Here is a 14,037-nt window from a genome sequence, read left to right on the forward strand (position 1 = left end):
CGCGGCCCGCCCGTCCTCGTCGGTTTCCGACTGTTACGTTCCGTGGTATATCCGCGACAATTCGCGCAACTCAGGACGCTGACTGCGCTCGCGTACCGGCTTCGCGTATGGTCACGCTCACCTACCCCCGGCGACCCGTGGTGCATCCGTGATCCGATTCGACAACGTCTCCAAGGCCTACCCCAAGCAGACCCGGCCCGCCCTCCGGGATGTCTCTCTGGAGATCGAGAAGGGCGAGTTCGTCTTCCTGGTGGGCTCCTCCGGCTCCGGAAAGTCCACCTTCCTGCGGCTCGTCCTCCGCGAGGAGCGCACCAGCCACGGCCAGGTGCACGTCCTCGGCAAGGACCTCGCCCGCCTCTCCAACTTCAAGGTGCCGCACATGCGGCGCCAGTTGGGCACCGTCTTCCAGGACTTCCGGCTCCTTCCGAACAAGACCGTCGGCGAGAACGTCGCCTTCGCGCAGGAAGTCATCGGCAAGTCCCGCGGCGAGATCCGCAAGTCCGTGCCCCAGGTCCTCGACCTCGTCGGTCTCGGCGGCAAGGAGGACCGGATGCCCGGCGAGCTCTCCGGCGGTGAGCAGCAGCGCGTGGCGATCGCGCGCGCGTTCGTCAACCGCCCGAAGCTCCTGATCGCCGACGAGCCGACCGGCAACCTCGACCCGCAGACCTCGGTCGGCATCATGAAGCTGCTCGACCGGATCAACCGGACCGGCACGACCGTCGTCATGGCGACCCACGACCAGCAGATCGTGGACCAGATGCGCAAGCGGGTCATTGAGCTGGAGAAGGGCCGTCTCGTCCGCGACCAGTCGCGCGGCGTCTACGGCTACCAGCACTGACGACCCGTACTGATCCACTGCACTGATCCACTGAAAGGGAGCCATGCGCGCCCAGTTCGTCCTGTCGGAGATCGGCGTCGGTCTCCGCCGTAATCTCACGATGACCTTCGCGGTCATCGTCTCCGTGGCCCTCTCGCTCGCCCTGTTCGGCGGCTCGTTGCTCATGCGCGACCAGGTGAGCACGATGAAGGGCTTCTGGTACGACAAGGTCAACGTCTCGATCTTCCTCTGCAACAAGGCCGACGCGGAGCAGGACCCGAAGTGCGCCAAGGGCGCGGTCACGAACGAGCAGAAGGACCAGGTCAAGACGGACCTGGAGAAGATGCCCGTCGTGGACAAGGTCGAGTACGAATCGTCCGACGAGGCGTACAAGCACTACAAGGAGCAGTTCGGCGACTCCCCGCTGTCCAGCTCCCTCACGCCGGACCAGATGCAGGAGTCGTACCGCATCAAGCTGAAGGACCCGGAGAAGTACCAGGTGGTCGCGACCGCCTTCTCCGGGCGTGACGGCGTGCAGTCCGTGCAGGACCAGAAGGGCATTCTGGAGAACCTCTTCGAGCTGCTCAACGGCATGAACTGGGCCGCGCTGGCGGTGATGGCGCTGATGCTCGTCGTCGCGCTGATGCTGATCGTCAACACGGTGCGTGTTTCCGCGTTCAGCCGGAGACGTGAAACCGGGATCATGCGGCTCGTCGGCGCGTCCAGCTTCTACATCCAGATGCCGTTCATCATGGAGGCCGCCGTCGCGGGTCTCATCGGCGGCGGTGTCGCCTGCGGAATGCTCCTCGTGGGCCGGTACTTCCTGATCGACCACGGCCTCGCGCTCTCCGAGAAGCTGAGCCTGATCAACTTCATCGGGTGGGACGCGGTCCTGACCAAGCTGCCGCTGGTGCTCGCCATCAGCCTGCTGATGCCCGCGCTCGCGGCCTTCTTCGCGTTGCGCAAGTACCTCAAGGTGTGACAAGACCCGCCTGTGAGGAAGGGCGCTGTACGGTTCAACCGACCGTACGGCGCCCTTCGTTGTCCTAGACTCACCGGCATGTCAGGCCCCGACCGGTTCTGCGACCGGCTCTCCCGGCCCCGCCGTATTCGCCGCGGGGCGACCCTGACATTGGTCTTCGCGAGTGTGCTCGCCACCGGCGCGGCCACCGGCTCCTGGAGCGAGGTGGCAGAGGCGGGCCGGAAGTCGCCCGCTCCCTCCACCCGTTCCGTCGCAGCGTCCGGTGACGCCGCGGACGAAGCCGCCGATGCCGCGGCCGAGGCGATGGCCGACGGCAAGTCCGGCAAGAAGGCCGCGGAGGACGCCGTCAGCCGCAGCGGCGACCGCTGGGGTTCGGTGTACTCCCCCGGGGAGTACCAGGAGTTCGAGCAGGCCCTCGACGGCGCGTACACCGGCGTCGGCCTCTGGGCCAGGCGCGCGGCCGACGGGCGCATCGAGGTCTCCCGGGTCCAGCGCGGCGGCCCCGCGGACCAGGCCGGCATCCGCGAGGGAGATCACCTCAGGAGCATCGACGGCAAGCGCGTGGCGGGTCTGCCCGTCACCGAGGTCGTGTCCCTGCTGCGCGGTGCCCGCGCGGGCACCCCGGTCGAGCTCGGCCTGGAGCGGGGCACGCGCGCGTGGAGCGAGACGCTGCACAGGGCGCGCCTGTCCACGGACTCCGTCACGGTCACGCAGCTCGCGGGCGGCGCCGTCATGATCAAGGTCGAGTCCTTCACCAAGGGCACGGGCGAGCGCGTGCGGTCCGCGGTGCGTGACGCCCCCAAGGGCGCCGGGATCCTGCTCGACCTGCGCGGCAACTCCGGGGGCCTGGTGTCGGAGGCGGTCACGGCGGCCTCCGGGCTCGTCGACGGCGGCCTCGTGGCGACGTACGACGTACGCGGCCGGCAGAAGGCCCTGCACGCCGAGCGCGGCGGCGACACCACCAGACCCGTGGTCGCGCTGGTCGACGGCGGCACGATGAGCGCGGCCGAGCTGCTCACGGGCGCCCTCCAGGACCGTGGCCGCGCGGTCGTGGTGGGCTCGAAGACCTTCGGCAAGGGGTCGGTCCAGATGCCGAGCCGGCTGCCCGACGGCTCGGTGGCCGAGCTGACGGTCGGGCACTACCGCACGCCTTCGGGTCAGGCGGTCGACGGACGGGGCATCACGCCGGACCTGGAGGTCGAGGACGGCGCCGAGACGCGGGCCGAGACAGTATTGACTGGCCTCGGACCCCCCTCGTAGTGCGAAAATGGCCTGACTATGGCCAAGGAAAAGGTAAAGCGCAAGGCCGCGAAGGCCGCTGAGAAGGCACCCGCCCGCAAGATGATCGCGCAGAACAAGAAGGCGCGGCACGACTACCACATCATCGACACGTATGAGTGCGGCCTCGTCCTGATGGGCACCGAGGTCAAGTCGCTGCGGATGGGCAGGGCCTCCCTGGTGGACGGCTTCGTGCACATCGACAACGGCGAGGCGTGGCTGCACAACATCCACGTCCCGGAGTACGTGCAGGGCACGTGGACCAACCACTCCGCCACCCGCAAGCGCAAGCTCCTGATGCACCGCGCGGAGATCGACAAGCTGGAGTCCAAGTCGCAGGAGGCGGGTCACACGATCGTGCCCCTGGCCCTGTACTTCAAGGACAGCCGGGTCAAGGTCGAGATCGCGCTTGCCAAGGGCAAGAAGGAGTACGACAAGCGCCAGACGCTCAAGGAGAAGCAGGACCTGCGCGAGACGAACCGCGCGATCGAGGCCGCCAAGCGGCGCCAGCGCAGCGCCTAGCCCGCTGGTCCGCGTCGGCCCTGGCGGGCCGCGCGGGAATTGGCTGGCCCCGGCGTGCGTTGGTCACGTACGATGGGCACTGCCCCGCACAGCCGGGGCGCAGATTGAAAAAACAACATGGGGATGATCGGTTTCGACAGCGGATGTCGAAGCAGGGGAAGCGAGCCGAGGAAGCGACAATGATCTCGTAAACCACCTGTCGCAACCAATAATCGCCAATTCCAAGAGCGATTCCCAGTCCTTCGCCCTCGCTGCCTAATAAGCAGTGAGTGAAGGACCCTTAATGGGTGTCAGCCCGGGGGTGTTCCCGACCCGGACCCTGGCATAATCTAGGGAACTAAACCATCGAGCCCGGTCACGGGGTTCGATGGGAAATCAAACAGTGACTGGGCCCGTCGGAGACTTGTTCGCGAGATCACCGGGGCCGAGAAAATCGAAGCGAACTGCGCTCGGAGAAGCCCTCCTTTTGCACCGTTGGACGCGGGTTCGATTCCCGCCATCTCCACAATTCCCATGTGAGGTTAAAGCCCTCTGGCCGTCGGTCAGGGGGCTTTTTCCGTGTGCGGGGCATGGAATGTCCGGGCACATCCTCTGGGCATGTGACTCGTTACTGCATCCGAGTGCAGGTTCCCAACGGCCGGGTGGAACAGCAGCCCGGCTGAGTACGCAAGTGCAGGAGGCAGTCGCTTGGATGCCACCGTCACTCTCTTAGGTTCCCTTCTCGCCAGCCTCGGGGTTCTCGGCGCGGCAGTGGCGGCCTATCTGGGCAAGCGCGGTGAGAACGCGCTCACCGGATATTCCAGCCTGACGGAGAGACTCCAGACCGAGCGTGACCGGCTGGAGCGCCAGGTCGCCGAACGCGACACGAAACTCGCCGAGTTGAACGCTCTGCACGTCCATGACCAGAGCGAGATCGCCCGGCTGCTCATCGACAATCAACGGCTCGGAGGCACTCCGTGATCCAGCTCGAGCGTCTCCTGGCCCGCCGTTGGCGCAGTGTGTTCCTCGTCTGCGTGCTCCTCGCTCTGTGCGGTGTCGCCGCCCTTCTCTGGGCCCGCATCGACGCCGGCGACCGCCGTGCCGACCAGCTCGCCACCGAGGCGGACCGGCGGGGCGAGGCCGTGTCCACCCTGGCCCGGGACGTACGGACCCTGCGCGCGCAGGTCCGCTCCCACGGCGACACCCCTGCCGCGCCCGACCCCTCCGACGCCGTCGACGACCTCCTGAACCGGGTGCGGGTGCGCTCGGGGGAGCCCGGCTCGCCCGGTGCCACCGGCTCGCAGGGCGAGGACGGGAAGCCGGGCGAGAAGGGGACGCCGGGGGCAGGCGGCCGCAAGGGGGACTCCGGCGATGCGGGAGAGCCCGGGAAACCGGGAGCGTCCGGCGATGCGGGGGAGCCCGGAGCCGCGGGCGCGGACGGTGCGAACGGTGCGAACGGCTCGGACGGAGCACAGGGCCCGGAAGGACCCGCAGGGGCGGCAGGGCCCCCGGGCGCCGACGGCGTCGACGGCTCCCGCGGGGCCGACGGTGCGGGCGGCGCGTCGGGCCCCGAAGGCCCCGCGGGCCCGCGGGGTGAGCGCGGGCCCAAGGGCGAGGCGGGCGACGCGGGCCCCAACTGCCCCGACGGCTACCGCCTCCAGCAGCCCCCAGGCGACCCCGACGCCCTGGTCTGCCGCCGGAACGGCGTGACCCCCGCCGACCCCGCACCGGCCGTCCTGCTCCTCGCCTCGCTGCTGCCCCGGTGCCGCCGCACGCCCGAAGCGGTGGACTGACGACGGCACACCGGCGGGCAATCGTCCCGGCGGCGTACGTGTCCGACGGCGTACGTGTCCGGAGTGGGGTCTGTCGCGGGGCGCCGGAGTCAGGGATGCTCCTGGGTCATGAGTAGACCCGTGAGACGCGTCAACGCCCGTATGCGCCACTGGATCTGGCCCGCCGTGCTCGGTGTCGCGGCGGCCACCCTCTCCGCAGGATCGCCCGCCGGGGCCGACTCCGACCGCAGCGGCCTGCCCGAAGCCATCGACACCATCCTCGGCGATCCCCGGATGGAGGGCGGCGCGGCGAGCGTCGTCGTCGCCGACGCCGCGTCCGGTGACGTGCTCTACCAGCACCTGCCCAGCGGGCGCCTGATGCCCGCCTCCAACACCAAGCTGCTCACCTCGACAGCGGCCATGGAGCAGCTCGGCCCCGACCACCGCTTCACCACCGATGTGCTCACCGACGGCAAGCAGCACGGCCGCGTGCTCTCCGGTGATCTCTATCTGCGCGGCACCGGCGACCCGACGACGCTGGCCAAGGACTACGACCAACTCGCCGCGAAGATCGCCGACTCGGGCGTGAGGCGGGTCTCGGGGCGCCTGGTCGCGGACGACACCCGGTTCGACGCCAAGCGGATCGGCGACACCTGGGCCGGGGACGACGAATTCGCGTACTACGCCGCCCAGATCTCCGCGCTGAGCGTCGCCCCGGACACCGACTACGACACCGGGACGGTCATCGTCGAGGCCACGCCCGGCGCGAAGGCCGGGGACAGGCCGAAGGTGACGGTGTCCCCGAAGACGGACTACGTAGAGGTCGACAACACCGCCAGGACCGTCGCCGCGGGCGGCGAGGACACGCTCACCATCGAGCGTGAGCACGGCACCAACACGATCACCGTCACCGGCACCGTCCCCGTCGGGGGTGACGCCACCAAGGAGTGGATCACCGTCTGGGAGCCGACCGGGTACGCGGCCGCGATCTTCCGGGACGCCCTGAAGGCGCACGGGGTGAAGGTGAGCGGGCCGACCAGGGCCGGGCTCGCGACCCCCAAGGGCGCACGGCAGCTCGCGTCGCACGACTCCATGCCGTTGAAGGAGCTGATGATCCCCTTCATGAAGCTCTCCAACAACATGCACGCGGAGAACCTCACGAAGGCGATGGGCCACAAGGCGACGGGACGGCCGGGTAACTGGACGGACGGTCTCGCGGCCATCAGCGCCTACTTGAAGACGGCCGGTGTCGATCCCGGCAAGCTGCGCCAGGTCGACGGCTCCGGGCTCTCGCGCAAGGACAACGTGCCCGCCGATCAGCTGATCAAGCTGCTGCTCTCCGCGAAGGGCGAGCCCTGGTACGCCGACTGGTACAAGTCCCTTCCGGTGGCCTGCGACCCCGACAAGTTCGTCGGCGGCACGCTGCGCACGCGGATGTGCGGGACGCCGGCGGCCCTCAACGTACGGGCGAAGACGGGGTCGTTGACCGGGGCGTCCGCTCTTTCGGGGTACGTGAAGGACGCGGGCGGGCGTGAGCTGGTGTTCAGCATCATCCTGAACAACTACCTGCCCTCTTCGGTGAAGGCACTTGAGGATGCGATCGTCGTGACGCTCGCCAGGTCGACCGAGGACAAGGCCGTGCTGGTCAAGCCGCGCTCGCAGCGTGGGGCCGAGACGGGTGGGGACCTGGAGTGCTCGTGGCGCAAGCCTGCGCGATGCTGAGCAGCAGGGCGCAGCACGCGGCGGTGACCGGGACCGCGTAGCCCTGGGTGGGGCCGATGTGCTCCACCACCCAGCCGCCGCCCGCGGCGCCGCACGCGATGCCCCCGAGGAGACCGGTGACGGCGAGGGTCATGCCCTCGTTCAACCGGCCCTCGGGGGTGCGCCGCTGGATCAGCGTCATGCCGGTGACCATCGTCGGGGCCGTCGCCATTCCGGCGACAAGGAGAGCCCCGGCGAGCACCAGGAGCGAGCCGGTGAGCGCGGCGGCCAGGAGCGGCAGCGTCATCAGGGCCGCCATCGCGGTGGCGCACAGGATGTGGCGGCGGTGAAGGGGCCCGCTCGGCTTGAGGGTTCCGTAGAGGAGGCCCGCCGCGCAGGAGCCCGCGGCCTGGAGCGCGAGGATCGCGCCCGCGGCCGCCTTGTGCCCTTGGGTGTCCGCGTAGGCGATCGTCACGACCTCCATCGAGCCGAACACGGCCCCGGTGGCGAGGAAGGCGGCGAGCAGCGTGGGCATCCCGCGCGCGTGGAGGGGCGATTTCTCCTTGACCGTCGTACGTCCACGGGGCGGCGGCTGTGTCGAGCGCTGGGCGGCGAAGAGCAGGACGCCGGTCAGGAGCAGCACGACTCCGATGAGGGTGCCCGCCTCCGGGAAGAGCGCCCCGCACAGGAACGCCGCGAGCACGGGGCCGAGCATGAAGCACAGTTCGTCCGCGGCCTGTTCGAAGGAGTTGGCGGTGTGCGCGGCCCGTTCGTCGCCCTTCAGGAGATGGGCCCAGCGGGCGCGGGACATGCCGCCGGTGTTGGGGGTCGTGGCCGTCGCGGCGTACGAGGCGAACAGGGTCCAGTCGGGCGCTCCGTGGTGCACGCACAGGAGCAGCGAGAGCGAGCCGAGCGCGGCGATGACGGTGGCCGGGACGGCGATCCGCGCCTGGCCGTGCCGGTCCACGAGGCGGGCCGTCCAGGGCGCCACGACGGCGGTCGCGGCGAGGCCCGTCGCGGTGACGGCGCCGGCGAGCGCGTACGAACCGCGCGCCCCGGCGATCATGATGACGGCGCTCACGCTGAACATGCCCATGGGGAGGCGGGCGATGAGGTTGCCGATGGTGAAGGCGGTGGCTCCGGGTATCCGGAAGAGGCGGGCGTAAGGGTTGCGGCTTCGGGGTGCGGGGGGTTCGGCGGGCGGATTGCGGCGGCGGGGCGCAGGGGCTTCGGCGGGCGGCATGGGATCACCCTCACCGGGGCGGTGGTGGGGGGTCCAACACCTTCTGGGGCCCGACTCACGCACTTCCGTTGTAAGTTCCCGGGATGACCGCCGAGCCCCGCATACCGACACGCGACCTGGGCCCCCGCATGCCGACGCGTGACCTGGACCCCCGCCTCCTGCGCGCCTTCGTGGCCGTCTCCGAGGAGCTGCACTTCACGCGGGCCGCCGCCAGGCTGTACGTCGCCCAGCAGGCGCTCAGCCGTGATGTGCGGCGCCTGGAGCGGGAGTTGGGGGCCGAGCTGTTCGTGCGGACCACCCGGCAGGTCACGCCGACGGCCGAGGGGGAGCGGCTGCTGCCGTACGCGCGGCGGGTCCTTGAGGCGCAGGACGACCTGACGGCCGCCTTCGCGCGGGGCGGGGGATCTGGGCGCGCGGCCCGCCCGCTGCTCGTGGACCTGAACAGCCCGGGGCTCATCTGCGGGCGCATCCTGGAGCGGGCCCGCGAACTCGCCCCGGACTGCGAGCTGATGGCCCGCTTCGAGAGTGGACTCACCGGGGCCGCTGCCGAGATCGTCGCGGGGCGGCTCGACGTCTCCTTCGGGCGGTACGCGGGGCTCGAACCGGCGCTGCGGGCGCGGCTCGCCCAGCAGCCCGTGCGCTACGAGCCGATGGCGGTCCTGCTGCCGCTGGGGCACCCCTTGGCCGAGCGGGACGCGGTGCCGCTCGGCGCGCTCGCGGGGGAGAGCGTGTACGCGGGTGCGGGAAACCCCCGGACGCTGGAGTGGACCGACCTGGCGCACCGCCTTTTCGAGGGACGCGGGATCGCGGTGGCGCCGCCCGCGCCCCTCGCCGTGGGAGCCGAGGAGTTCGGGCGGATCATGGCCAAGAACAGGACCCCCGTGCTCGCCGCGGTGGACTTTCCGGCCATGCCCGAGTCGGTCCTGCGGCCCTTGATCGACCCCGTGCCCCTGTCGCCCGTGTCCCTGGTGTGGAGAAAGGGGCTCGTGCACCCGGGTGTCGACGCTCTGCGCGCGGCGGCGGCCGAGCTCTCCGCCGCCGAGGGCTGGCTGCGCAGGCCCGAAGACGGGTGGGTTCCGGCCACAGATGCACTCATCATGATGAGCCTGGACTGAAGGATTAGTACGACTGTCACTGCCGTGCGCTACATTCATGGTCCGGGCGCAGTGTGATAGGGGGGCGCTCGGATCGGGTGGGGGCCCGGTCCGACGGCAAGTTGTCCGGAGTCGTGCGCGCCCGATTCAGGTTATGTGGGGGGTTGTGCGTACGCATGGACAATTGGCGAGAAGATGCCCTACCGGAACACACCCATGATCCGAACGAGGTCACCGTTCAGATCGACGGGGTGGGGCGACAGCTGGCGGATCTTGCCGCCGAGAGTGACCAGGACGCGCCAGACGGGCCGGTTTTCGTCGACGAGACGGGCCGCCGCAGCCGGAGGTACCGCCGGATAGGCGTGCTCGTCGGCCTGGCCTGCGCCGTGTACGCGGCACTCATCGTGTCCACCCTGCTCTCGGGCAACTCCAGCGCGCCCTGGCTGCCGATCGACCCCAAGGACGAGAAGCCGGCGAGCAAGGTGGACACACCGGACCGTCCGGCCGACCCCCTCGACCCCGCGGCCTCGCCCGGCACGACACCGTCTCCCGGGGCGTCGGAGAGCGGCACCACCGCCCCCGCGACCGGTGACGACGGCTCCGCCGACCCGGCCGAGCCGGACGACGGCAAGGACAAGCCCGGCGAAACACCCGACCCCGACCCCACGGGCGGCGGCAACCCCGACCCCGACCCGACGGACGACGGCGGCGACCCGGACCCGACCGACGACCCCACGAAGCCCGACCCGGACCCGGACCCGACGGACGACCCCACCACGCCGGACCCGGACCCGTCGACCGAGACCCCGGGCGGCGCGGCCGGAGGCGGCGGCGAAGTCCCCGCGGTGCAGCCCGCCGCCGACACACAGTCCCCGCATGGCGCCCAGGCGGTCAGCAACCTCTCTCCGCAAAGCGCTGGCCAGCAGCCCTCGGAGGGCGCACAGCGATGAACTCCCGCACCAACAGGGGCCGGTCAGCCGGCTCCAGGAACAGTCACGCCCAGCCCCGGGGCGGTGGCGGCCGACGCCGCGCGCAGCCGGCCCGCGGCGCCAAGCGGCGCAGGGTCCCCCTGCGCTATCTCCTGCCCCTGCTCCTCCTGGTCGCCCTGATGGCGATGCTCATGCTGCGCGGCTACACGCACAGCGAGATCCTCGCCGACCACCGCGTGCGCCCGCCCGCGGCCACCGACAAGGTGCCGGCGAAGGTACTCGAAGGGGGCGGCCCGGTCATCGACACCCGCGGCGGCCACGAGGAGACGCTGAGCGTCCCCCACCACCGCCTCGTGCTGACCTTCGACGACGGCCCGGACCCGGAGTGGACCCCCAAGGTCCTCGACGTACTGAAGAAGCACCACGCGCACGGCGTCTTCTTCGTCACCGGCACGATGGCCTCGCGCTACCCCGACCTGGTCGAGCGCATGGTGGACGAGGGCCACGAGGTCGGCCTGCACACGTTCAACCACCCTGACCTCTCGTACCAGTCCTCCAGCCGCATCGACTGGGAGCTCTCGCAGAACCAGCTCGCCCTCGCGGGCTCCGCGGGCATCCGCACCTCCCTCTTCCGCCCGCCCTACTCCTCGTTCTCCGACGCCATGGACAACAAGTCCTGGCCGGTCACGAAGTACATCGGCAGCCGCGGGTACCTCACGGTCGTCAACAACACCGACAGCGAGGACTGGAAGCGCCCCGGCGTCGCCGAGATCATCCGCCGCGCCACGCCCAAGAACGGCAACGGCGCCGTGGTCCTGATGCACGACTCCGGAGGCGACCGCTCGCAGACGGTCGCCGCGCTCGACACCTTCCTGCCCGATCTGCAGGACAAGGGCTACCGCTTCACGAACCTCACCGAGGCCCTGGACTCGCCCAGCGCGCACGCGCCGGTCACCGGCATAGATCTGTGGAAGGGCAAGGCCTGGGTCTTCCTGGTCGGCGCATCGGAGAAGGTCACCGGCGTACTCGTCGTCGCCCTCGCCGTCATCGGCTCGCTGGTCATGCTCCGCTTCGGCCTGATGCTGCTGCTCTCCGCGGTGCACGCGCGCAAGGTGCGCAAGAAGGGCTTCCGCTGGGGCCCGGACATCACCGAACCGGTGTCGGTTCTCGTGCCCGCCTACAACGAAGCCAAGTGCATCGAGGCCACGGTCCGTTCACTCATGACGAGCGACCACCCCATCGAGATCATCGTTATCGACGACGGCTCGTCGGACGGCACCGCGCTCATCGTCGAGGGCCTTCGCCTGCCGAACGTACGCGTCGTGCGCCAGCAGAACGCGGGCAAGCCCGCCGCGCTCAACCGCGGCATAGCCAACGCCCGTTACGACCTCATCGTGATGATGGACGGCGACACGGTCTTCGAGCAGTCCACCGTGCGCGAGCTGGTGCAGCCGTTCGGCGACCCGCGCGTGGGCGCCGTCGCGGGCAACGCGAAGGTCGGCAACAGGGATTCGCTGATCGGCGCCTGGCAGCACATCGAGTACGTGATGGGCTTCAACCTCGACCGCCGGATGTACGACATGCTCGGCTGCATGCCGACCATCCCCGGCGCCGTGGGAGCCTTCCGGCGCTCGGCCCTGGAGCGGGTCGGCGGCATGAGTGACGACACGCTCGCCGAGGACACCGACATCACGATGGCGATGCACCGGGACGGCTGGCGGGTCGTGTACGCCGAGAAGGCGCGCGCGTGGACCGAGGCGCCGGAGACGGTGCAGCAGCTGTGGTCCCAGCGCTACCGCTGGTCGTACGGCACGATGCAGGCGATCTGGAAGCACCGCCGCTCGCTGATCGAGTCGGGTCCATCGGGCCGCTTCGGCCGGGTGGGCATGCCGCTGGTGTCGCTCTTCATGGTCCTCGCGCCGCTCCTTGCCCCGCTGATCGACGTATTCCTCCTCTACGGCCTGGTCTTCGGCCCCACCCAGAAGACGATCGTCGCGTGGCTCGGCGTGCTCGCCGTCCAGGCGGTGTGCGCGGCGTACGCCTTCCGGCTCGACCGCGAGCGCATGACCCATCTGATCTCGCTGCCCCTCCAGCAGATCCTCTACCGGCAGCTGATGTACGTCGTGCTGCTCCAGTCCTGGATCACCGCCCTGACCGGAGGCCGCCTTCGCTGGCAGAAGCTCCGGCGCACGGGGGTCCTTGGATCGCCGCCCTCGATTCCGCAGCAGCGGACGGGCAGCCCTGACCGGAGGCCCGTCGCATGACCTATCCCACGCAGCCACTGCCCCAGGTGCCGCCGCCTCCCGGCCTCGCGGTGACCCCGGTCGGCCCCGCACCCGTCCCAGCCCCCGCTGCTCCCGCTGCCCCCGCGGCGCCCAAGAAGCCGGGCCGCGACCGCTACTTCGACGTGCTGCGGTCGCTCGCCCTGGTCCGCGTCGTCATCTACCACCTGTTCGGCTGGGCCTGGCTGACGATCCTCTTCCCCTCCATGGGCGTGATGTTCGCCCTGGCGGGCGCGCTGATGGCCCGCTCCCTGAAGCGCCCGGCGTGGGGCGTGATCAGAGGCCGAATACGCCGACTGCTCCCGCCCATGTGGGCGTTCAGCGCGGTCGCGCTGTTCCTGCTCTTCTACGGCGGCTGGAACGTCAGCAAGGACCCGGACCACGGGGGCACGTGGGGCCTGGTCAGCATGGTCAACTACGTCTTCCCGATCGGCGCCCCGCCCTTCCCCTGGCACATCGGGGACAAGGCGGGCCTCCTGGAGGACACCTGGCCGGCGCAGGCCGCGGGCCCGCTCTGGTACATCCGCGCGTACCTCTGGTTCGTGATCGCCTCGCCGCTGCTGCTGTGGGCGTTCCGCAAGGTGCCGTGGGCGACGCTGTTCGCGCCGCTCGCCCTGACGGCGGTGCTCACCACGGAGATCGTCAAGATCCCCGGTGAGACGGGCAACGCGGTCTCGGACTTCGCGGTGTACGGCAGTTGCTGGATCCTCGGCATCGCCCACCAGGAGGGCGTCCTCGCCCGCGTCCCGCGCTACGTGGCGGTGTCGGTCTCGGCGCTGATCATGGCCTTCGGCCTGTGGTGGGCGTCGGGCCATCTGGGCCCCGACGGCTGGGACCTGAACGACATCCCCCTCGCCCAGGCGGCGTGGTCCTTCGGCTTCGTGGTCATCCTCTTCCAGTACTCGCCCTCGTGGCAGGAGCTGCCGGGCCGTCTGAAGCGCTGGGACAAGCTCATCACCCTCTCCAACAACCGAGCGGTGACGATCTATCTCTGGCACAACCTGCTGATCATGGCCACGGTGCCGATCATCGACATGGCGTACGACCTGCCGTTCATGGAGGACGAGCGCTGGAGCTCGGCGCTGGACTCCACGTACATGCTGTGGATGACGGTCCTGGTCTGGCCGTTGATCGGCCTGATGGTGATGGCCGTGGGCTGGATCGAGGACTTCGCGGCGAAGCGGAGTCCGAGGCTCTGGCCCAACGGGGCGAAGTCGCGGCGCTCGGCGGTGCCTTCGCGGGGCGGTGCGCGGGGCGGCGGTGCGCGGGGCGGTTCGCGAGGCGGTTCACACCGGGGCTGAGGCTCCCGGCCGGGCGATTGCAGAGGGCTGACCACCAGGACGACTGGTGGTCAGCCCTCTTCGTCTGTGGCGCGCGAGATCGGCCAACAGACCAATTTCGCACACAGTGTTGACGCAAACATCGGACACATCTACGG

Annotated in this window: 12 protein-coding genes and 1 other RNA gene; 12 read left to right on the plus strand and 1 reads right to left on the minus strand. The window is 70.1% G+C overall.

The features are described from left to right. Positions 1-148 precede the first annotated feature (148 nt). The 8 genes from ftsE to dacB all read left to right on the plus strand — a co-directional run bounded on the left by ftsE (position 149) and on the right by dacB (position 7,072). Entirely contained in the window at positions 149-838 is a 690-nt protein-coding gene (gene ftsE / locus M4V62_RS25860; RefSeq protein ID WP_030788113.1) for a cell division ATP-binding protein FtsE, read from the plus strand. A 43-nt stretch (positions 839-881) separates the two neighbouring features. Then, complete coding sequence (gene ftsX, locus M4V62_RS25865; protein WP_249589606.1) at positions 882-1,799, plus strand: permease-like cell division protein FtsX; 918 nt, start codon at positions 882-884, stop codon at positions 1,797-1,799. 78 nt (positions 1,800-1,877) lie between these two features. Beyond that, positions 1,878-3,059 (plus strand): S41 family peptidase, encoded by a 1,182-nt coding sequence (locus M4V62_RS25870; RefSeq protein WP_249589607.1) that lies wholly within the window; start codon positions 1,878-1,880, stop codon positions 3,057-3,059. An 18-nt stretch (positions 3,060-3,077) separates the two neighbouring features. Then, positions 3,078-3,599: an SsrA-binding protein SmpB gene (gene smpB, locus M4V62_RS25875; protein ID WP_249589608.1), complete on the plus strand. Its 522-nt coding sequence runs from the start codon at positions 3,078-3,080 to the stop codon at positions 3,597-3,599. A gap of 119 nt (positions 3,600-3,718) precedes the next feature. Next, positions 3,719-4,107, plus strand: a transfer-messenger RNA (tmRNA) gene (ssrA, locus tag M4V62_RS25880). Between the two features lie 179 nt (positions 4,108-4,286). Beyond that, positions 4,287-4,559: a hypothetical protein gene (locus M4V62_RS25885; protein WP_249589609.1), complete on the plus strand. Its 273-nt coding sequence runs from the start codon at positions 4,287-4,289 to the stop codon at positions 4,557-4,559. Further along, a complete protein-coding gene (locus tag M4V62_RS25890) occupies positions 4,556-5,371 on the plus strand; it encodes a collagen-like protein (protein WP_249589610.1) in 816 nt (271 codons plus the stop codon). Before M4V62_RS25885 ends, M4V62_RS25890 begins: the two co-directional genes overlap by 4 nt. A 108-nt stretch (positions 5,372-5,479) precedes the next feature. After that, positions 5,480-7,072: a D-alanyl-D-alanine carboxypeptidase/D-alanyl-D-alanine endopeptidase gene (gene dacB, locus M4V62_RS25895; protein WP_249589611.1), complete on the plus strand. Its 1,593-nt coding sequence runs from the start codon at positions 5,480-5,482 to the stop codon at positions 7,070-7,072. Here dacB and M4V62_RS25900 read toward each other — a convergent pair. Then, positions 6,996-8,294: an MFS transporter gene (locus M4V62_RS25900; RefSeq protein ID WP_249589612.1), complete on the minus strand. Its 1,299-nt coding sequence runs from the start codon at positions 8,292-8,294 to the stop codon at positions 6,996-6,998. The two genes, dacB and M4V62_RS25900, sit on opposite strands and share 77 nt — an antisense overlap. A 128-nt stretch (positions 8,295-8,422) precedes the next feature. Between M4V62_RS25900 and M4V62_RS25905 the strand changes: the two genes are divergently transcribed. The 4 genes from M4V62_RS25905 to M4V62_RS25920 all read left to right on the plus strand — a co-directional run bounded on the left by M4V62_RS25905 (position 8,423) and on the right by M4V62_RS25920 (position 13,900). Beyond that, positions 8,423-9,409: a LysR family transcriptional regulator gene (locus tag M4V62_RS25905; RefSeq protein WP_249592995.1), complete on the plus strand. Its 987-nt coding sequence runs from the start codon at positions 8,423-8,425 to the stop codon at positions 9,407-9,409. A 230-nt stretch (positions 9,410-9,639) separates the two neighbouring features. Further along, entirely contained in the window at positions 9,640-10,338 is a 699-nt protein-coding gene (locus M4V62_RS25910; RefSeq protein WP_249589613.1) for a hypothetical protein, read from the plus strand. Then, positions 10,335-12,581, plus strand: coding sequence for a bifunctional polysaccharide deacetylase/glycosyltransferase family 2 protein (locus M4V62_RS25915; RefSeq protein ID WP_425575208.1), 2,247 nt, complete (start codon positions 10,335-10,337; stop codon positions 12,579-12,581). Before M4V62_RS25910 ends, M4V62_RS25915 begins: the two co-directional genes overlap by 4 nt. After that, a complete protein-coding gene (locus M4V62_RS25920; protein ID WP_249589614.1) occupies positions 12,578-13,900 on the plus strand; it encodes an acyltransferase family protein in 1,323 nt (440 codons plus the stop codon). Before M4V62_RS25915 ends, M4V62_RS25920 begins: the two co-directional genes overlap by 4 nt. The last annotated feature ends 137 nt before the right edge of the window (positions 13,901-14,037 follow it).

The sequence above is a fragment of the Streptomyces durmitorensis genome, assembly GCF_023498005.1.
GTDB classification, from domain to species: domain Bacteria; phylum Actinomycetota; class Actinomycetes; order Streptomycetales; family Streptomycetaceae; genus Streptomyces; species Streptomyces durmitorensis.